Here is an 18,103-nt window from a genome sequence, read left to right on the forward strand (position 1 = left end):
GCCGGTCGGACACCCCCTCACCAGACGGGGTCCCGTTCACGGACTCGGCGCGCGCTCCGTGCGGGTCAGGCCAGGTCGGTGGTCCCGACTGCGCCGCGGGGGCGGTTGCGTGCCCACTTCTTGAGGTCACCGACGCGGTAGAGGAGTTCGGCGCCGCGCTTGTCGGCGGCGGTCGGGAAGGTTGGGTCGTTGGCGCGGGCGAAGCGAAGCGCAGCGAGGGTGATGCCGGATAGGTAGTGTTCGGCGGCCTGGCGCAGTCCCACCGCCTGGTCGTCGTAGGCCCGGGCGGTCGTCGACGTCGCCGGGGCTGTGTCGACCGGTTCGGCGGCCGTGGCCAGCTCTGCCTCGGTGGCCGTCTTCGCCGGGAGACTCGCGGGGTCAGTGACCGTGGTGAGGGAGCCGGCGGGCGTCTTGTGCAGCTGCGCTGGGCCGGGCTGCACGGGCCTGGTGGCGCGCGCCGTGCCGGTGGTGGCCCACTCGCGGGCTTCGGCGTCGGTGAAGAACAGCACCTGGGTCTCGCGGACGGTGCCGCCGATGACGACCTGGGCGCGGCCGATGTGCTTGGTGGACTTTGGGGCCGGGTGGATCTCTGGGGCGAGCATCCGCCAGGCGTTGACGCTGTAGCGGGCGAGGATGCGGGTGGCGAACTGCTCGCGGGCCTCCGGGCCACCGAGGGCGCGGGCGGTCGCGGACTGGGCGACCAGGAGGACGTGCATGCGGACCTGGCGGCCCATGTAAAGGATCTCGTTCAGGGCGTCGACGGCCGGGGAGACCTTCGGATCGCCCGACTCGCGGGTCCACTCCCAGTAGCGCGCCAGCTGCTTCATGGTGGCGTTGACCTCTTCGAGGAGGATCAGCAGCCGCGGGCCGATGGCGTCCGGGCGGGCGTCGATGCCGAGTTCGTCGGCGAGGCGCACCCTCTTGCGGCCTTCCATGCCGAGCTCGATGAGCTGGTCGTGGATGTCGGCGATGTCGCGGCAGTAGGTGACACCGGGCAGCCCGTTCGCCCATGGGTGGGAGATCCGCTTGGTGTCGAGGACGTACACGAGCGAGCCATGGTGGAGCATCTGGCAGGCGATGCAGCGCAGGGTCACCGACTTGCCGCCGCCGGTGGAGGCGTTGACCAGGATGTGCGGCGATTCGGCGTCCAGGTCGACGGAGACCGGATGGCCGCCGGCGCCGATGCCGATGACGGGTGCGGACTCCGGTGCCTTGGCCACCAGCTCGCGCATCTTCGCGTCCCTGAACGCGGCCTTGGCCGGGGGTTTGCGGGTCTTCTTCACCGTCACGTAGGTCTCGCTGCCGGACAGGTGCCAGGAGAAGGTGACGCCCTCCAGGGCGAGCTTGGTGGTGATGATGTCGGCGACCAGGTCCTTGGAGAAGTTCAGGCGGCGCGGGACGTCGACGCGTATCTGCGCGTCGTCGTCGGAGAAGTTGCGCGGGATGTGGAGGTAGCGGCGCGGGTCGGTCTGCTCGGGCAGCTGCAGCGGCAGGGCGAGCGCGTCGTGCAGCGGCAGCACCCACTCGCGCCGGAGCTCGCGGCGCTTGCGGGTCAGCGCCAGGTAGGCGGCGGTACCGGCGGCCGCGGTGGAGGCTGCGGCGATCCCGGTCTGCTCCAGCGCGGCGAGCGCCGGGTCCGGATTCGCCCACACGTCCTTCGCCGTGGCGACGGTGGCGTCCTGGTGGATCCACCCGGCCTGGTAGCCGCCCGTACCCAGAGCGGTCAGCGTGCTGATGCGGAAGGTCAGCCGCTTCCACCCGGCCCGGTAAGAGGACCGGCTGACCTTGCCTTCGACCTTCGGCAGGACGCGGGTTCCCGCCCGCCAGAACGTGGCATCGGTCCGCTTGATCCCGTCCATCGGCCGCCCGGACAGGAAGCGTCCGATGCCGAACATGAGGGACTCGGCTGTCTCCTCCACCTGCTTGTCGAACTTCGTCTGTGCCATCGGCCGTGCCCTTTCGGTATGCGTCCCGGCACCTCACACCCGGAAGCGGACACGAACCGTAAAGCCGCTGGCCTGTGGATAGAACGCGGCGAAAAGTGGGCCCGGAGCCGCGATCTGTGGACATGTGACTTTGATCGTTAGCTGGCGGATTTTTCTGGTTGGCGAGCGATCGGTCTGGTGACTGTGGGTGCGGTCAAGTTCGAAGATGTGCTCTTGCTGCGCACGCCGAACTCGTCACTGACACCAACCAGCCGGCGGAAGGCTGGCCAGGAAAACGTTCGCGGCGCTGGGTGAACGCTCCTAGCCTGCGTCAGGTGATGACAGCTGAAGACGTGTTGTTCGTTCTGGCCCTGCTACGACAGGCGAAGGCGGACGTCTGGATCGGTGGAGGATGGGGGATCGACTCCCTGATCGGCGAGCAGACGCGAGACCACCGCGACCTGGACCTGATGCACCGGCAGGACCAGGAAGACGCCGTGTTGGCTGCCCTCCAGGAGGCCGGCTTCGTTGAGACCCTGAACTGGAGGCCCATCCGATTCGTCGTGACGGCACCGGACGGACGAGAGATCGACCTCCACCCGCTGGTCTTCGCCAACGACGGCTCAGCAGTACAGGCATCACCCGAACCCGAGCGTCCGTTCACCTACCCGTCCTCATGCTTCGTGACGGGCACCATCCACGGGACGCCAGTCCCGTGCTTGTCCGCCGAACAGCAGGTCTACTTCCACCAGGGCTACGAGCCGTCGGAACGCGATCGTCACGACATGGCACAACTCCGCCGAGCCTTCGGCATCGCAACGCACTTCTGATCCACGTCGGCGGGCGGAGACTCACCCCACGTTGAGTGACTGACGGGGTCTCCGAGCCGCCAACTATCAATCGAAGAACCCGCCAGCCAGAGATCAAAGGCGCCACGCGACCAGCAGGTCCGGCTGCAGCACCCGCCAACTACCGTTCAAAGTCACATGGACAACTTTCCGGCCCGAAAATCCCCAGTCGCTCCGCCTGTGCGGCGGGGTCGGTACAACGGTGAGGAGAGATCAACCGGGGAGGGGCTGCATGACCGAGCACGAAGACGCGACCGAGTACGAGAGCGCGTTGGAGCGCGCGAAGCGGTACGAGGCGATGGCCTCGCGGTACGTCAAGAAGGCGATGGCGGGCGAGGCGGGCGCGGCACAGTTGGCGCAGACGTACGCATCGTTGGCGGCCGCTGCCCGGATGGAGCGCATGGACTGGCGTATGCGGGTGCTGGGCGACCAGCTCGGGGGCGTGGAGAAGGCAATGAACCTTCTTCGCCGCAAGCTGCCCGAGCGGTGACATCCGTCAGCTGGCAGCGGGTACTGCTTACCGTGGGGTCGTGACCACACCCTCCGATGACGCGGCCGGGCCGGTGCCGGTGCGGGTCGTGCTGCCCGCCGACCCGGTGCTCGGGCAGCCGGAGCAGGAGGTCGTGGCACGGCTGTGGAGACGACGGCAGACCGGGAGGGGCTGGGTGTAGTCGTAGGACTGCCGTCGTACCGGGACCTCGAGGACGGCAGCGTGGAGGCCGCGTGCTGCGGCCGGTCGACGGCATCGACTACGACCAGGTCCCCACCGAGCCTCTTCCGCCGGCGCCACCGACGTCGGTGGTCCGCGAGGTCCTCGGTGAGCGCCGGCCTTCGGGCTGGGTCCTGGCAAATGCGCGCGAGGGGCGGGGCCCGGCCCGCGGTGTGCTGCACGCGTCGGACTGCGAGGAAGCACCGCAGGGCGCGCCGCTGCTCGGTGTGGAACAGGCGCTGAACGTCGCGGAGAACCCGGGGACTCAGCTGTGCACGCTGTGCGGTTGTGCGCAGGAGCTGACGCCGATGCTGCGCGGCTTCGACCACATCACCGACTCCTGACCTGCTGTGGTCAGGAGTCGGTCTCGATGGTGACGGGGACCTCCAGCGGCACGATCCACTGGCTGCCCTTGGACCTGGCGGTGATGCTCAGGCGCACCGGCTCGTCCGCGTAGTCGCGGCGCCAGTCGTCCATGTTGGTCGTCGACCACAGCGGCGGGGAGGTGGGGGCCAGGCCGTATCGCGTCCACTCGCCGATCGCCAGCGGCTGCGGGGCGACCGTCCGGCCGGTGTCGTCGCGGCCGTCCGCGCTGAACTTCCACGGCCCCCAGATGTGTGCGCGAACCTCTTCGGGAGTCGAGGTGCCCGCGAGTTGGGGTCCATCGCCGCGGTGCGGGTTGTCGTTGCGCAGGGACGCGGTGATCTCGATGGCGCCGTGGGACAGCAGGCCGGGCGGGCCTTCGAGGTGGACCCGCAGCATGGCGGTGGAGCGGGCCTCGTTGGCCACGACCGTGCAGCGGAAGTGCGGGGTGAGATCGGCGTGCAGGCGCTGCTGCTCAATCCGGGACAGGGTCTGTGCAGCCCCGTTAGCGTTGCGCGCGGCTCTCCAGGAGCCGATGGCGGCAACGGCAGCGACGACCGCGACGGCCAGAGCCAGGGCCGCGATCGTGTCGGTGGTGGTCATGGGGCAGGACGCTATCGCCACCGCCCGTCACAGGACTGCGCCCTGGAGATATGGCCATCGGTGGGGGACGCCGTCCAAGGTGGGGCGATGAGCGCACTACGCCCCGGTGACATCACTGACGAAATGATCCAGGCCATGGACACGGCCAAGCGGCAGGGACTGCAGAAAGATCTGCGCGCCCTCGCCGCGAACATCCGCGCCGACGCCGAAGGCCGCTATGACAGCGCGGAACCCGGGTGGCAGGCCGGTGTCGAGTGGACGCTGCTGTGGATCGAGAACACCGCCAGCCAGCTGACCGAGGGCAGATCGTAGGCAGCGGACGTGTTGGGCAGGGTAAAAGAGCTCTCCACCCGCACCTCTCTACTTCGCCGCGGATCTCCGCGCCCGCTTTCGCCGCCGCGGCCTTGCGGGCCCGGGACGCTTCTCCTGGTGCATCAGTACAAGGAGAAGAGGAGTTGCAATCGTCCGGACCGGCCGGGTGGGCGGTCTGATCAGGGACAACGCTCAGGCGGTGGCCAACGGCTACGGGGCCGGGAGCGGGGCTTGCCGCAGGGCTCGTAGCGGGGCCCGCTGTCGCGGCGGTGTCGGCCGGGCGGTGCGCAGTGCTCGGGGTGGGTGCGGTGTTCATCGCTGTCTCGGCATTCTCCGGCTGCAACAGGCCGGGACGGTGGCAGGTCCGGCCCGCACGCGTGTGGCGTACGAGCCGGGGCCACCGTGCGAAGGCACCCCTTGTCCGCTGTCTGTTTGCCACCGCCACCGCTGTCCGTTACGCCCTACGGTCACCCCTTGTCCGATCAGTTTGTCCGTGACCGGAGCCACAGCGGTGCGACGACGTGCTCCTGGTGCTCGATGAGGGGGGCCGCCTTTTGATCGGCTCCATCGGTCTGCGCAGCTCAGCGTCGGTTCTGCGATCAGATCGCGATTGACGCTGATCGGCTGCGTGGGCCGATCGACGTCAATCACATGCCGTTCAGGGCCGATCAGGTGCGCGCCACCGTGGAGGCCGCGCACCGGATGCGCACGATGTCCCGCACCGCGCGCATCCGGTGCACGCACCGACGACGTCGTTCATCGCGCGGTGCGCACCACGGTGGCCTCCGCCGGGTTCGGTGCCGGGCACTCCACCCGATGGCGCGCACCCGATGCCGGGTGCACCGCACCGTGCGCGCCCGCATCGAGACCACGCACCGTGACCATGTGGGAGGGAGAGATCTCCCCTGCGATGCCGTGCATCGCGGGCCGGTGCGGGCCGTCTCCGGAGCGGTAGCGGACGTGGTCAAGGGGAAACGTCGAAAATCCGTACTTGGACAAGGGTTGCTTTTCTGCGAGAGCGGCGCCCTGGGCGCGGGGTAGCGGAGCTGGACAAGGGGTGCGCGCCGGGTGCCCGGCATCCGATGTGGTCACGTTCCGTGTGCGCACCGAGTGCGGTGCACCGGAAGTAGAGGCCACCGTCGCACGCACCGAGGTGCGCACCGCAGAGTGCACGACCTCGCCGGTGCGCGCACCGGGCACACACGGTGCGGTGCATCGCGCACACCCAAAAGTGGACGGCGTGGCGGTCCTTCACGGGTGCGCGCCCGGTGCGGGGCCGGGATCGCCATCGTGTCGGTGCTGCTCGTGCTCCTGGCGGTGCGCGGCATCGGGCCGGGTAGTCGGGGGCGCGGCCCGGTCAGCGTGGTCCTGTACGTCGCGGCGGCGAGCTTCGGCCTCGCGGGTGAAGGCGGCCAGAAGGTCCAGGCTCTCTGGGGTCCGTAGCCAGGTCGCCGCGTCCGTCGTACGGCCCTCCAGGTGCTCTTCGGGCATCGCGGCCTGCTGGTGGTCGTGGACAGCGGCGGCCTTCTGCGCCGGGGTGAGCGCGCCTTCACGGCCGGGATGGTCGACGGCGTGGGGCGCGGCCGCCGTCTCGCCCTCGAGGTCGCGGTGGTCGGCGGGTGCGGCCGCCGACGTCGCGGCCGTCGCCTCGCTGGCGGTGGCAGCTCGGCTGCGGGCGTCGTGGATCGTGTTCTGCACGGCGAGGCTCGCGACCCGGGCCCGCTCGTACCGGCTGGACTCACGCGGCGGTGCGCCTGCGGCGGGGGCGATCCACCACCGGTCCGGAACGGGGACGTCAGCGGTGTAGGTGATCCGGTCCGGCGTCGGGGCCTTCCGGCCGGGCTGGGCGACGGTGCGGCGGCGGGAGTAGCGGAGCAGGGCCCGGTGGGCGATGTAGTCGTCCAGGCCGCGGGTGAACTCGCGGCCGCGGAGCGTCTCCAGCAGGTGCCGGCGCGCTTCGGCCAGGACATGGCGCCGGGAGAAGTTCTCGCGCACGGTGAAGACGACCGCGGCGACGTCGACGGCGGCGAGCGCCACGTCCACGGCGGGATCCACCCGTGCTCGGATCGCGGCACCAACGGCCCGGCAGCTCTGCACGAGGCGGTCGACGAGCTGCTGGCCGAAGCGGAGGATCGCGGAGGTGCGCCACCACGCGAGCAGCTGCGCGAGCGGCTTCGGCTTCTTCTTCGCGGGCCCCGCGACCTCATGGAGAAGCGGATCGACGGCCGGAGTGTCACCCCGGACAACCCCGAACAGAGGCGGTGAGGTCCTTGGCGAGGTGGACCTCTAGGGGTCTCACCACGTTGCGCGCCCATCCGTGTGCCACCGGCCACGGGCGCGGCCGAGAGAGCGGTAACGAGGCCCGCGGAGCGAAGTTGCGCGTGGGGTCGGCGCGGCTGCCCAGGCAGAACCAGATATCGGGTAGAGGCGGTCGTCTCGTCTTCGTCCTCGTTCAGCTCCGGCGTGTCCGGGTCGCGCGCGGGCACAGGGCGCCGACGTCACGGGCCCGGCCCGTTCTGTCGTGCATCGGAGCGACCGGGAGTCCGTAGGAGCTTCTCGCTACCCAGAGTTGCGACATCCGGCTGACTGCGCGCCGCACATTTCGCGCCGCGCTGCTGCGGATCCGCGACAACACGGTCCGCCTCGACGCGTGGAGATCGGGGGAGGCCGAACCGGGTGGCGATCAGTGGCTGCTGGGCGAAGCACTCGACGTCCTGGCCCGCACGGGCAACGCGCCGCAGGCTCCGCTGAAGACCGGCCGTGGCATGCGTGCGCTCGACCGATACCGCGGCGTACTGGGCGGGACGGGTGCTGCACACACGTGGAAGCGCCTCTTCCTCAGCCGCAATGAGGCTGCCGCGCTGAGCGTGCTCATCGCGGCGGAACTCGGACTGAACCCGACCACAATCTCCGAACTCCCCGTCCCCCAGCTGCTGCCCGACCCTGCGACACCCACCAGTCGCCTCTACCGCCTCACGCTGGAGAAGCCGCGCCGGGGAGGCCGGAGTCGCTTCGAGAGCCGCAACATCGCCGACACCGGCGCCGGCAGTCCCGGCCGCATTCTGAGCGAAGCCATGGAGGCCACCGCCCCCGCGCGGACCGTCCTGGCCCTGGACGAAGCAGGCGTTGACCGGCTGCTGGTCTGGCACGAAACCGCACCCCACCCGGCACGGAACTACCCCGGCGCCTTCCGGATCGGCTCGTTCGGCTTCGGCGCGGACGAACGGGCCACCAGGTACTGGGCCCGGTCCGCTGGCCTGTCCGGCTCTCCGATGCGGCGCATCCGCCGGACGGTGAACGTGCTGCACCGGCGCGAGCCAGGCGCAGCGCGGAAAGCCCCGCCGACGGGTGTCGGCGGGGCTGCCTGAGGTGCGGTGCTCCGTTGAGCGGCGAGGGAGTTCGGGCGGTCAGGGAAGCTGGAAGGTGTCGGCCAGAAGGTCCGTCTGTACGTCGAGCAGGGTGGCAGGGTCGTGTCCCATGCCGGTGAACTGGCCCGCGATCTCCAGGCTGACCGCGCCGTGCATCTGCGGCCAGATCATCACCGCACCGGCGAGCGCGACGGCCGCCGCAGATCCGGGGGGCCGGTCCGTCCACTGCCGGACCCAGGACGCCACCTCGGGCTCGTCGTCCAGCCATGTCCGCTGCTGTTCAAGAAGTGGGTCCACGGCGGTTGGCGGCCGCCCCTCGGCGAAGACGGACAAGAACGGCCCCAGGACCGAGCGCGCCTTCAGCACGGTCTCGGCCGGCGCGGTGAAACCCGCCACCGGGGTGCCCTGGATGAGCAGGTAGAGGTGCGGCTGCGCCACGGCCCACGCCCGGTAAGCGCCGGTCAGGGCGTGGAGCACGGCCCGCCCGCCAGCTCGGGTGTCTACCGCGTGGACGGCGTCGGCCGCGCCCTGGTAGGCGTCGAGCACCAGCTCCGCGAGGAGCTCGTCGCGGCTGGCGAAGTAGCGATACAGCGCCGGACCGGACGTCCCGATCTCCTTCGCGATACGCAGGAGTGCCACGCCCTCGACGCCGCCGGCGGCCAGCTGCCTGACGGCAACCTCCTTGATCTCCGCGCGGGTCTGCTCGCGATAGCGCTCACGCGGACTGCTGACGCGGGCCGCCATTCCACACCTCCTGCTGCTGGCGCCGGATCGCCCGGCCCGGTGGTATCCCGGATGCGTCAATGTATCGCTGTCGCTACACGTCGACGCCCTCTCCCTGATCCGCCGCCGGGAGAGGATATGTCCTGTGCGGGCACGTGTGGGTTTCAGCCCTTGGCCTGGGCGGCGAGGAAGCCCCGGTACCACTCCAGGGTCTGTGTCAGGGTCGTCTCGATCGCGGTGGGCTCGATGCCGAACTTCTGCTGGATGGCGGTGGAGTCCATAACCTGCGGCTCGGTGTGCTGGTAGAACAGCTCGGCGTAGGAGTTCATGAACGTCTCGTCGAACGGACCGAACGGGCGCGGCTCGTCCATCGCGACGGTCTCCAGCGGGTGGCCCACCAGGTCGCCCAGCACGCCGAAGATCTCACGGGTCGTACGGGCGGGGGCGGTGGGCAGGTGCCACACGCGGCCGTCGCCTTCCGGGTTCTCGCCGAGGGTGGCCAGGCCCCGGGCCACGTCCAGGATGTTGGTGTAGCTGTGCTTGAGGTCGATGTCGCCGAGCGCCAGGACCTCGCCGCCCATGAGCGCGGCAGGGAAGACCGCCCCGCCCAGTGTGGAGTTCAGCACCCGGGGGCCCACGAAGTCCGCCGAGCGCCCCAGGACCACCCGCGCGCGGCCCTCCTTGTGTGCGGTGAGGTAGTTCTCGTCCAGCGTGGCACGCATCTTGCCCTTGGCCGTCGTCGCCCCCCAGGGGGTGTCCTCCGTCATGGCCTCGCCGTGCGTCTCGCCGTAGGGGTACAGCGTGTCCAGGACGACCAGACGCGCGCCGGTCCGCTCCGCAGCGCCCAGGACCGCCTCCTGAATGCCAGGCATGACGTCGACCTGCAGGTGGTAGGCGACATTGACGCAGTGGTACACCACGTCCGCCCCCTCGATCGCTGCGAGCGCCCCCTCCAGCGTGCCGACGTCCCCCGCGATCCGCTCGATGCCCTCCAGCGGCTCACCGGAACCGCCGCGGTCCACGAGCCGCACCGAGTGCCCACGCCGCGCGAGCTCCAGCGCGACGGAGGTGCCCGCGGGGCCAGCCCCCAGAACAGTGTGCAGTGAACCCGGTGCTGCAGCCATGATCCAGCCCTTTCGAGACGGCGACGGAACACATTCGCCTTACTGACGAACACTTACGTTATACACTGTAACTCATGCTTCGAAGTGTCGCAATCCGGAGTGAGTGTCCCTGCGGCGGCTCTCCCGTCGACCAGGCCCGCACTGACGGAGTCGCGCAGCTTGGCGCCTCCCGCCTCAACAAGTTCGACTTGACAGAGAAAATGGCGGACGGTATAGCCGACCCTGCCCTCGTGTCCCTCTGCAGGGTCAGCTCGGGCGGTGAGAACCGTCAGCGGTGGATCTTCGCGCAGGGCCTGCCATCGGCCTTGACTCTGTCGGGGATCTTGGAGTTTCCCGGTGCGGCAGCAAGATCGACGGGCATGCTCGGGTAGTTCCGCCGACCGATGCAGCTGTCGAGGTGCTCGTTGTCCCTTCGTCTCGTCCCCGTTCCGGTGAGCAGGCCCCATCTCTGACTGCGCAGGTTGCGCGGGCGAGCAACCCGGACGGCACGGCGGCGATATGGGTACGTGACCGCCTCGATGGGCAATCGACTCGCCGACGCAGCCGCCGCAGTTCCAGGCGGAACCGGAACGGCGCGCCGAGCTTCTCCGTCTGGCGGGCTTCGAGCGCGCCCGGGACGGCCGCCGCTTCCGCTGCTCCGGGGGAGAACTCACGTCGCATGACGACCGGCTGAACTGGCGTTCCCTGCCCGGTCTGGGCCGTGAGCCGTTCATCGCCCTCCTCGCCGAGGCGCTGCCGACCAGCGCCGACGCCCACCTCGCCGCCCGGGTCGCCCGGTACGGCGCCCGGCGCGCCGCGGAGAGCCTCTTCACGGACATGGAGGAGTTCACCTACGAACACCAGTGGTGGGAGATCGGCTACGCCCCCGACGGCACGCCGGCCGCCATCAGCCTCCCCGCCCGAAACCCCTCGACCGCCGTGATCGGCCTGGTGGCCGTATCACCCTCCTGTCGCGGCAACGGCTACGCGACGGCGGTGGTGGCCCGCGGCACGCGGCTGCTGGTCGAAGCGGGCGCCGAGGAGATCCGCGGCGACTGCGACGCGGCCAACACTGCGATGATCATGGCTTTCGAACGGGCAGGTTACGAGAACTTCGCCGACCGCCAGGAGCTCACCCGCCGACTGTGAGCGGGGCCGCACCTCTCAAGGGTGTCGCACATCGGTGATCTCGCTCGTGTTCAGCCACCCAGCGCAGGGTCAACTGCCCGTTTGTGCACCGTTTTCCACCGTCACGACCGGCGTCTGCGGGCGGGAGCTGGAGATCGTTCCGGCTCTGTGCAGCACCCTTTAGAGGTGGTATCGCTTGTCAGGCCAGCAGGGCGTTCACAGGACGAGCATGAGCTTGCCGCCGGGTCGGCGGGACTGGCTGAGCTCGGCCGCTTCCTGGACCTGGTCGAGCGTGTAGGTGCGGGCGACCGGTACGACCAAGATGCCTTCGCCGGCGAGCCGGGCGAACTCGTCCATCTGCTCATAGCGGATCTCGGTGGTGGTCCGGACGCCCAGCTCGGCCGCGGCGGCGAAGTCCGAGACGGTGAGGACACGGTCGGGATCCCCGGTCAGCTCGATCAGGGTCGGTAGCGAGCCGCCGGCCGGGCTGGGCTGGTCGGCGCGGTCGATCCGGCCCCCGGTCGGCGCCGTGTCGAGGGCACGATCGATGTGGCCTCCGGACAGTGCCCTGACACGTTCGGCCATGCCCTCGCCGTAGGCGGCCACCTGGGCGCCGATCTCACCCAGAGCTGCTGCCCGGGTCGGCCCGGCGGTGGCGATCACCCGAATACCCCGGTGCAGCGCGAAGCGCACCGCCGCCTCACCCACGGTGGAACCCGCGCCGTGGACGAGCAGCAGCTCACCCGGCTGGACGCCGAGGTCGTCGAGCGCGCGCCACGCCGTCTCGGCCGCCATCGGCAACGCGGCGGCCTGCTCGACGGTGATGCCTTCGGGGATGCGTGCCCAGGCCGGCATCAGCGCGTACTCGGCAGCACCGGCCGTCGGACCGTCGAAGGTGGCCGGGCCGAACACGCGGTCGCCGTTGCGGACGCCGGTGACGCCCTCACCGAGCGCGTCGACGGTGCCCGCGATCTCCAATCCGAGCCCGCGCGGCAGCGGCGGCAGATGGTCGGCGAGGAGACCGTCGACGATGTGCCAGTCGGCCGGTGTCAGGCCGCACGCCCCCACGGCGATCCGGATTTGACCGGGTCCCGGCTCCGGCTGTGGGACGTCGCGGAGCACGATCACATCCGGGGACCCGAACCGGTCGAACTGAAGAGCCTTCATGACGATCTCCCGAGTGATGACAGCATCTGTTGTCATCGACATTAGCATCGTGACAACAGATGCTGTTGTCGTACTCTGGTGGGTATGCCGAGATGGGAATCCGATGCACAAGGCCGCCTCGAGCGCGCGGCGCTCGAGCTGTTCGAGACACAGGGGTTCGAGCGCACCTCGGTCGCGCAGATCGCGGGCGCCGCCGGTCTGAAGGAGCGCTCCTTCTACCGTTACTTCCCCGACAAGCGGGAAGTCCTCTTCGCCGGTAACGAACTCGAGGCCCACCTCGTCGCCCAGGTCGAGGCGGCCGACCCGGGCCTCACGCCGATCGAGGCGCTGCTGACCGCGCTGGGAACCGCCGAGGAGATCTTCCGCCCGCGCGAGTTCCTGCTGCGCCGGGGAAGAGTGATCGCCGCCAACCCGGCACTGGCCGAGCGCGATCTGATCAAGCTCGCCGCCATCGCTGACGCGCTGGCGCTGGCGCTCGAGCGCCGCGGCGTCGAGCCCGGCAAGGCGCGCTTCATCATCGACGTGGTGCTGGCGATCCACCGGCGCGCCATGCCCCGCTGGCTAGCCGAGCCGGACACCACCCTCGCTCAGCTCATGACCCAGGCCGCCGCCGAGCTGCGTGAGGCGGTCGCGCCGCCGACTCCGACAGCCCGCTGAATCGGCCCACGACTCCCGAAGCCGTCGCGAGAACGAACCCAGCGAGCGCGTCGGTCTCGAACTGCTCCAGTTCCTCCGCTGACACCAGATCACGGAACTCGCCCAGGTCGCATACAGCTGCCAGCGCCAATCCACGGCTCCTCACCTTCACCCCGATCGCAGATCGGTCAGGGTGAAGGTGAGGGGACTTCAAGCATCCTGACGTTACGTCACCAGCGCGAAGAACACCTCAAGGAGACAGAACACCCCGGCCCGACCTCGGTGGCTCAGGGAGCCACGGTGTAGGGAATTCGTGCCGCGGAGGTACCCAGCCCGGTCGGCCCGCCCGGAAGGGAGGTCGGCTGCGGGCTCGTTTGGGCGGCGGTGTACCGGCCGGTGTGGCGCGTCCATTCCAGATTGCCGGCCATGACATCGCGCAGGCCTTGCACGTACTGCTTCAGCTGCGGTTGCCTCTCAGTGAGTTCGGCGACTTCCCGGGAGGCGGCGAGGCGCTGGAAGGTGCCGATGCGGGAGGTGGCGAGGTCGTTCACCACCTCCATCGCAGGCGCGGCGGCGCAGGCCAGCAGCTCCTGGACGACCGTCACGGCGTTGTGCGGGTCGCCTTCCAGTTCGCTCTCCTTGTGGTGGGAGAAGAGGTCGTTGGAGAGGGTGACGCTGGTCGGCCACGGCGGCCACCAGCGCCTGGACCGGCTCACTGAGGTGGAGCTCGTCCGGCAGGTCCAGACCTCGGGCACGTTCGACGAGGTCGGCGACCCAGGGCGCTCCCGCGGTTCCGCGCCGCATCTCCATGTACTCCATGAGGTCCGGGACTCGCTGCTCACTGTTGTTGGACATCTCCTGCATCGACCGGCCGGTGTTGTTGAGCATGTTGGTGCGGAACCGGCGCTGCCAGTGCGTCGATCGTCCCTGCCGGGCCGAGGGCCACAGCGAGGCCAGGCCCCGTTCTACCGGGTTCTCCGGCGTCGGTGCCGGCCTCTCCTGCTCATAGTCCAGGGGGAGGAACTCGGCGAGCCGGTCGGTGAAGCGCTGGGCGCCGGCCTGGTCCCCGGTGTCCTTGTAGAGGGTGAGGAAGTAGTCGTCGTAGAAGGTGAGCAGGAAGCACCAGCAGGCGATCCGTTCCAGTTCGCGGGCCGATGCCTCGGGCGCGAACATCGCCGCGGACAGTGCCAGGTCCTGGGTGTCGAACTTCTCCACGCTCCACAGTCCGGGCTCGGTGCTCCCGCCGTGCGTGAGCATGCCCTGCCCTTGGGCCCAGCTCCGGGTCTGGGTGCGCACCTCGTCCAGCAGGGGGCTGCAGCGTACGGGGAAGGGCAGATACATCTCGGGCAGCAAGAGGGGGCCTTTCCTACGGCGGGAGGGCTGGTTGGGCACGGTGGCGGGCAGCGGATGCGCGCTCTCCAGGTGGCCGAGCCCCAGGAGCACGTACGCATCGGCCAGTGCCGGCACGTCGAACAGGATCGGGCGCGGTCCCACCGATTCCGGGCGGCAGGCGTAGCCGCCGTCAGCGTGCTGCTCGCTCAGCAGATACGTGGTGCCCCTGGCGAGCGCCCCGGCTGCGGGGCCGCCGGGGGCCGCGTGGCAGAGCGCGGTCAGCGAGAAGGCCGTACTGATGGGGTCACTGGCCTCACCGGGCAGCTGGCCCCAGCCGCCGTCGGTGTTCTGCGATGCGAGCAGGAAGCGTGAGCAGCGCCTGTTGAAACGCTCCGCCAAGGCCATGGTCCCCGGCTCGCCAAGGCGCGGGGCGTGGCGCATGGCAAGGACGGCCCTGCAGATCGCGTTGGCCCGGCTGCGGCTCCAGCCGGACTCGAACGTACCGTCGTCCTGCTGGCGTTCGGCCAGGAAGACGATCGCCTCCCGCAGGATCTGTGCCCCCTGCGGGTCGCTCGGCCGGATCGCGTTGGCCGCCGCCGCGGTCATCGTCACTTCGGAGTCCGCATCGGCGACGTAGGTGGGGAACCCGCCGTCCCGCCCGCGGATGCGGCGCAGATAGCCAAGCCCCGCCGCCACGGCCGACCGGTATCGGTAAGGGTCAGCGGCCCGCAGGAATTCCACCACCACCGAGGTGTCGTCCACATCGGTCTGCTCGACGCCCACCGCGTAGCCCCAGCCTCCGTCCGGCCGCTGCAGTGCAGCCAGCCGGTCGGCCATGGCGAGCACCTTCGGCCGGGGGTACCCGCAGGTGCCTGCCAGGCCGACGCCCGCCATGGCCGTGACGAAGATGCCCTCGCCGCGGATGAAGGGGAACCCGCCGTCCTCCCGCTGGGTCGGACCAAGCCGCGCGATGCCGCGCCGCACCATGTCCTCGTGTCCCGGCACCAGCCGAAGCGCGTGCAGAACCAGCACGTGGCACAGGATGTGCTCCTCCCAGATACCCGGCCCGCGCTGCGTCGCCCTGAGCTCGGCCAACTGTGCCTCGCCGGCTTGTTCCGGCTCGAGGATCACCTGCGCCGCCGTCAGATACGCCGAGGCCCACGCATGGAGCCCACGCCGGTCGGCCTCCCCCCCCTGACCGGACCCAGGTCCAGGCGGGCCCCGAAAACCTTCGCCACCGCCGCCGCGAGGCAGTGCTTGCGGCCCGCGGAGAAATGCTGAAACGCCTGCAGCTCAGCCGCCACAGCAGCCGTGCTCGCACCAGGCCCCGTCAGCGCCCAGCCGGCCAGGAGCTGCTCGGCACTCTCCGCACTCGCCGTATGCCGCACCCACTGCAGATAGCCGACCAGCTCACCACGCCCCGGCGTGAAGAGCGCAGAAGCGCCCTCGAGCTGATGCAGCCGCAAGACCAGAGCACTCTCCAGAGCACGGCTCACACACGTGCCCGGCATCAGACCATCCTCCACCGTCTCCAACAACCGTCCGGCAAGACGGCGTCGCGCCGCGACCGACGGACTGCCAGACGACCCGAAAGGAGCGTGTCTGGACAGATGCATGCTGACCCCCAAACGCTTCACCATGACTCGTGCGTGGTCCTCCTGCGCACCACGCCGCCGAACCATCCCTACCCCCAGCCCCCGCCAGCCGACCACCACCCCTGATCACTCGTTCGCCTGAAGACCGCACACGGCGCGAGACAGACCACGCCGACACCCTTCAGCCCACTCAAGCCCCCAGCACATCGCGCCCATCAGGAAGAGCTACCACCGCCAACCGCCCCCGGCCACGGCTCCGACACGTCCTGACCCTGGTGCCCCAGCACCGCCTGGCCGGCCAGGCGTTCGGCGGTGAGGGCCTGCTACTTGCAGGCATCGCACAGCTGCGGGTGAGTGTCCCACCCGGCGGGCTCGATCGCCTCCCACCGTTCGTCGGTGAACTTCGTACCGCAGCCGGCGCAGAGGGGGCGGCGCGCTTCCCGCTCGGCCTGCCGTTGTTCCGTCGCGCGGCGCAACCGCTCCTGGTGCTCGCGGGTGCGGGCTGCGTACGCGGCCCGCTGGCGGACGTCGTGTGCTTCGCGGCGCGGGTTGCCGATGGCCTCCAGGAGGGGCTGCATGTGGTCGCGGCCGAAGCGGAGGAACACCGGTCCGGCCGGGCCCTGTTCGCGCAGGTTGCGCAGCCCGGTCACGATGATGGGGATCTTGTGGTCGTAGAGGTGGTGGACCTCGTACCGCTCCCCCGCCCACAGATGGCGGGTGAACTCTTGCAGGCGCGGGGCCGTTCGGTTGGGGTCGCGGGCGCCGATGTGGTTGAACACCAGCAGCACGGGCGGGTGCGGCACATCACCGATCCGGTCTTCGGGGGTGTTCCCGCGGGTGTGCCACATCGGGCGCTGGGTGCCATCGGTGTCCTTCACTTTCCGGCGGAAGAAGCGGGCGTAGTTCTCCAGTTTGTCGGCGATCTCTTCTGCGGTCTCGTGGCAGTTGTCGACCTCGATGAACAGCAGTGGCACCCCGTCCTGCCGCGCGGTGAGGACGATGTCGGCCTGCGCGCCGCGCCGCCCTTACCGGGCGTATTCCATGTGCCGGTGGCGGGCAGCGGCACCTCGGTCCAGTAGGAGGCGATGGAGCCGATGCCACCGGGTGCGTCGACGACGGCCTAGGCGGCGGCCTGGACGTCGGGCGGGTCCTCGGTGAGCTTGGCCAGGTTCGGCTTCGGGCGCAGCATCGCGATCACGGTCTCGTTGACGGCCATGGGATGCGAGGCGCCGCTGGAGCCCGCACCGCGGGCGGTGGAGCCCATCTCCGTCACCGGGCGCCGCAGTTCGTAGGAGGCGGCTTGAAGGCCCTTGGGGGTCAAGTTCCGCAGCGCCTCCCCCGTCGTAGTGGAGCCGCCGTTCTCGGACAGACCGTGCTTACGCATGTCGGACAGCGCACCGGTATGCGACGCGCTACGAGCCGTCTTCCGCTCGGACGGCGTCTCCTTGTCGGCGTGCCGGTAGGTCAGGTGTGGCGCGCCGATCCGCTGGATCTGATCAGCCGTGGCCACCTTCAACGCTCCGAGCACGCGCAGCACATCGCCGCGGGGACGCACGCCGGTACCGCCACCGTCAGCCCAACACCCGACCCGCCAAGAGTGGTGAAGTACGGCTGTCGGCGGGGCCCGACGGCCGACTCCCACCACAGCACCGGAGCAGGCGCGGTAGGCCCGACCACCACTGTTCACAGACGCCGCGCCTGCCAACGACACAGCAGCCCGCTTCGCACGCTTCCCCTCTCCACACCTACGTCCCCCGCACCCTGGAGGCGATGCGTGATGAGCACGCGAAGCGGGCCCGCACATTGCACTTTGCCGGCCGAGGGCATGGTCCTCTGATTCGCTGGCAACAGCCCCTTTTTATGGGCGTCGGCAGCGTGCTGATGGGCGCGGACGATAGTTGCATCGACCGCGACGACCCCACCGAGATCCCCCTCGGCGTCCGCTTGGGCTAGCAGAGAAGTGAACACCCGCTCCCAGGTGCCGTCGAGCGCCCATTTCCGCAAGCGGGTGTAGACGCCCTTCCACGAACCAAACTCGGAAGGCATGTCCTCCCAGGGTGAGCCCGTGCGGCACTTCCACGCGATCGCCTCGATCATCTGCCGGTGATCACGCCACCGCCCGCCACGTCTCGGAGTCCGGTCTGGAAGCAGCGGCTCAATCCGCGACCACTGCACATCAGTCAACGACATGACCGGACCCACGACCCAATGGTCCGAACCGAACGGCTTCGGTGCACGATGAACTCGTGCTTCCTCCCCGACTGTTGTGGCGTGACCCCCGGCCGATCCCC

General features: G+C 69.9%; 16 protein-coding genes and 2 pseudogenes. 7 read left to right on the plus strand and 11 right to left on the minus strand.

The features are described from left to right. Nucleotides 1-65: 65 nt before the first annotated feature. On the minus strand, nucleotides 66-1,946 hold the full coding sequence (locus AC07AG_RS25665; protein ID WP_478757984.1) for an ATP-binding protein: 1,881 nt from the start codon (nucleotides 1,944-1,946) through the stop codon (nucleotides 66-68). Between the two features lie 317 nt (nucleotides 1,947-2,263). Here AC07AG_RS25665 and AC07AG_RS25670 point away from each other — a divergent pair, with 317 nt between their 5' ends. The 3 genes and pseudogenes from AC07AG_RS25670 (at nucleotide 2,264) to AC07AG_RS25680 (ending at nucleotide 3,826) form a co-directional block, all read left to right on the plus strand. Then, nucleotides 2,264-2,755: a nucleotidyltransferase domain-containing protein gene (locus AC07AG_RS25670; protein WP_478757986.1), complete on the plus strand. Its 492-nt coding sequence runs from the start codon at nucleotides 2,264-2,266 to the stop codon at nucleotides 2,753-2,755. 250 nt (nucleotides 2,756-3,005) lie between these two features. Next, nucleotides 3,006-3,263, plus strand: a complete 258-nt coding sequence (locus tag AC07AG_RS25675) for a hypothetical protein (RefSeq protein ID WP_478757988.1) — start codon at nucleotides 3,006-3,008, stop codon at nucleotides 3,261-3,263. 73 nt (nucleotides 3,264-3,336) lie between these two features. Beyond that, a pseudogene (locus AC07AG_RS25680) lies at nucleotides 3,337-3,826 on the plus strand (DUF6233 domain-containing protein). Between the two features lie 10 nt (nucleotides 3,827-3,836). On the opposite strand, the gene AC07AG_RS25685 reads toward AC07AG_RS25680, so the two are convergent. Beyond that, the gene (locus tag AC07AG_RS25685; protein WP_478757990.1) at nucleotides 3,837-4,448 is read right to left on the minus strand and encodes a hypothetical protein; all 612 of its coding nucleotides are present in this window, start codon (nucleotides 4,446-4,448) and stop codon (nucleotides 3,837-3,839) included. A gap of 87 nt (nucleotides 4,449-4,535) precedes the next feature. Here AC07AG_RS25685 and AC07AG_RS25690 point away from each other — a divergent pair, with 87 nt between their 5' ends. After that, entirely contained in the window at nucleotides 4,536-4,760 is a 225-nt protein-coding gene (locus AC07AG_RS25690; RefSeq protein ID WP_478757992.1) for a hypothetical protein, read from the plus strand. A gap of 1,251 nt (nucleotides 4,761-6,011) precedes the next feature. On the opposite strand, the gene AC07AG_RS25695 is transcribed toward AC07AG_RS25690, so the two are convergent. After that, the gene (locus AC07AG_RS25695) at nucleotides 6,012-6,803 is read right to left on the minus strand and encodes a hypothetical protein (RefSeq protein ID WP_478757994.1); all 792 of its coding nucleotides are present in this window, start codon (nucleotides 6,801-6,803) and stop codon (nucleotides 6,012-6,014) included. A gap of 722 nt (nucleotides 6,804-7,525) precedes the next feature. On the opposite strand from AC07AG_RS25695, the gene AC07AG_RS25700 reads away from it, so the two are divergent. Then, nucleotides 7,526-8,128 (plus strand): hypothetical protein, encoded by a 603-nt coding sequence (locus AC07AG_RS25700; protein ID WP_478757996.1) that lies wholly within the window; start codon nucleotides 7,526-7,528, stop codon nucleotides 8,126-8,128. 39 nt (nucleotides 8,129-8,167) lie between these two features. Here the strand turns inward: AC07AG_RS25700 and AC07AG_RS25705 are convergent, their stop codons facing one another. Together AC07AG_RS25705 and AC07AG_RS25710 are read right to left on the minus strand one after the other, a co-directional pair. Beyond that, nucleotides 8,168-8,872: a TetR/AcrR family transcriptional regulator gene (locus AC07AG_RS25705; RefSeq protein WP_478757997.1), complete on the minus strand. Its 705-nt coding sequence runs from the start codon at nucleotides 8,870-8,872 to the stop codon at nucleotides 8,168-8,170. 143 nt (nucleotides 8,873-9,015) lie between these two features. Continuing rightward, entirely contained in the window at nucleotides 9,016-9,975 is a 960-nt protein-coding gene (locus tag AC07AG_RS25710) for an NAD-dependent epimerase/dehydratase family protein (protein WP_478757999.1), read from the minus strand. 732 nt (nucleotides 9,976-10,707) lie between these two features. Here AC07AG_RS25710 and AC07AG_RS25715 point away from each other — a divergent pair. Next, nucleotides 10,708-11,103, plus strand: a complete 396-nt coding sequence (locus tag AC07AG_RS25715) for a GNAT family N-acetyltransferase (protein WP_478758759.1) — start codon at nucleotides 10,708-10,710, stop codon at nucleotides 11,101-11,103. 195 nt (nucleotides 11,104-11,298) lie between these two features. On the opposite strand, the gene AC07AG_RS25720 is transcribed toward AC07AG_RS25715, so the two are convergent. Continuing rightward, nucleotides 11,299-12,285, minus strand: coding sequence for an NADP-dependent oxidoreductase (locus AC07AG_RS25720; protein ID WP_478758001.1), 987 nt, complete (start codon nucleotides 12,283-12,285; stop codon nucleotides 11,299-11,301). 48 nt (nucleotides 12,286-12,333) lie between these two features. Between AC07AG_RS25720 and AC07AG_RS25725 the strand changes: the two genes are divergently transcribed. Beyond that, entirely contained in the window at nucleotides 12,334-12,906 is a 573-nt protein-coding gene (locus tag AC07AG_RS25725; RefSeq protein WP_478758003.1) for a TetR/AcrR family transcriptional regulator, read from the plus strand. Nucleotides 12,907-13,172: 266 nt separating this feature from the next. On the opposite strand, the gene AC07AG_RS25730 is transcribed toward AC07AG_RS25725, so the two are convergent. From AC07AG_RS25730 to AC07AG_RS25750, 5 genes and pseudogenes are all read right to left on the minus strand, one after another. Next, the gene (locus AC07AG_RS25730) at nucleotides 13,173-13,640 is read right to left on the minus strand and encodes a terpene synthase family protein (RefSeq protein ID WP_478758005.1); all 468 of its coding nucleotides are present in this window, start codon (nucleotides 13,638-13,640) and stop codon (nucleotides 13,173-13,175) included. Further along, a pseudogene (locus AC07AG_RS25735) lies at nucleotides 13,576-15,204 on the minus strand (prenyltransferase/squalene oxidase repeat-containing protein); the annotation flags it as partial. The gene AC07AG_RS25730 and the pseudogene AC07AG_RS25735, both read right to left, overlap by 65 nt. Before the next feature lie 931 nt (nucleotides 15,205-16,135). Beyond that, nucleotides 16,136-16,786 carry a hypothetical protein gene (locus tag AC07AG_RS25740; protein ID WP_478758007.1) on the minus strand — a complete coding sequence of 217 codons (651 nt, stop codon included), beginning with the start codon at nucleotides 16,784-16,786 and terminating at the stop codon, nucleotides 16,136-16,138. 146 nt (nucleotides 16,787-16,932) lie between these two features. Beyond that, nucleotides 16,933-17,322: a hypothetical protein gene (locus AC07AG_RS25745; protein ID WP_478758009.1), complete on the minus strand. Its 390-nt coding sequence runs from the start codon at nucleotides 17,320-17,322 to the stop codon at nucleotides 16,933-16,935. A gap of 173 nt (nucleotides 17,323-17,495) precedes the next feature. Beyond that, entirely contained in the window at nucleotides 17,496-18,002 is a 507-nt protein-coding gene (locus tag AC07AG_RS25750) for an IS5 family transposase (RefSeq protein ID WP_478758760.1), read from the minus strand. Nucleotides 18,003-18,103: the final 101 nt, after the last annotated feature.

This window comes from Streptomyces sp. NPDC044044, from assembly GCF_056434405.1.

Excerpts from the sequence above, each read along its gene's own strand:
- AC07AG_RS25685 (WP_478757990.1), bottom strand. The coding sequence starts at position 4,448 with ATGACCACCACCGACACGATCGCGGCCCTGGCTCTGGCCGTCGCGGTC.
- AC07AG_RS25670 (WP_478757986.1), top strand. The coding sequence starts at position 2,264 with ATGACAGCTGAAGACGTGTTGTTCGTTCTGGCCCTGCTACGACAGGCG.
- AC07AG_RS25720 (WP_478758001.1), bottom strand. The coding sequence starts at position 12,285 with ATGACAACAGATGCTGTCATCACTCGGGAGATCGTCATGAAGGCTCTT.
- AC07AG_RS25675 (WP_478757988.1), top strand. The coding sequence starts at position 3,006 with ATGACCGAGCACGAAGACGCGACCGAGTACGAGAGCGCGTTGGAGCGC.
- AC07AG_RS25665 (WP_478757984.1), bottom strand. The coding sequence starts at position 1,946 with ATGGCACAGACGAAGTTCGACAAGCAGGTGGAGGAGACAGCCGAGTCC.
- AC07AG_RS25710 (WP_478757999.1), bottom strand. The coding sequence starts at position 9,975 with ATGGCTGCAGCACCGGGTTCACTGCACACTGTTCTGGGGGCTGGCCCC.
- AC07AG_RS25705 (WP_478757997.1), bottom strand. The coding sequence starts at position 8,872 with ATGGCGGCCCGCGTCAGCAGTCCGCGTGAGCGCTATCGCGAGCAGACC.
- AC07AG_RS25750 (WP_478758760.1), bottom strand. The coding sequence starts at position 18,002 with ATGTCGTTGACTGATGTGCAGTGGTCGCGGATTGAGCCGCTGCTTCCA.
- AC07AG_RS25725 (WP_478758003.1), top strand. The coding sequence starts at position 12,334 with ATGCCGAGATGGGAATCCGATGCACAAGGCCGCCTCGAGCGCGCGGCG.
- AC07AG_RS25690 (WP_478757992.1), top strand. The coding sequence starts at position 4,536 with ATGAGCGCACTACGCCCCGGTGACATCACTGACGAAATGATCCAGGCC.
- AC07AG_RS25700 (WP_478757996.1), top strand. The coding sequence starts at position 7,526 with ATGCGTGCGCTCGACCGATACCGCGGCGTACTGGGCGGGACGGGTGCT.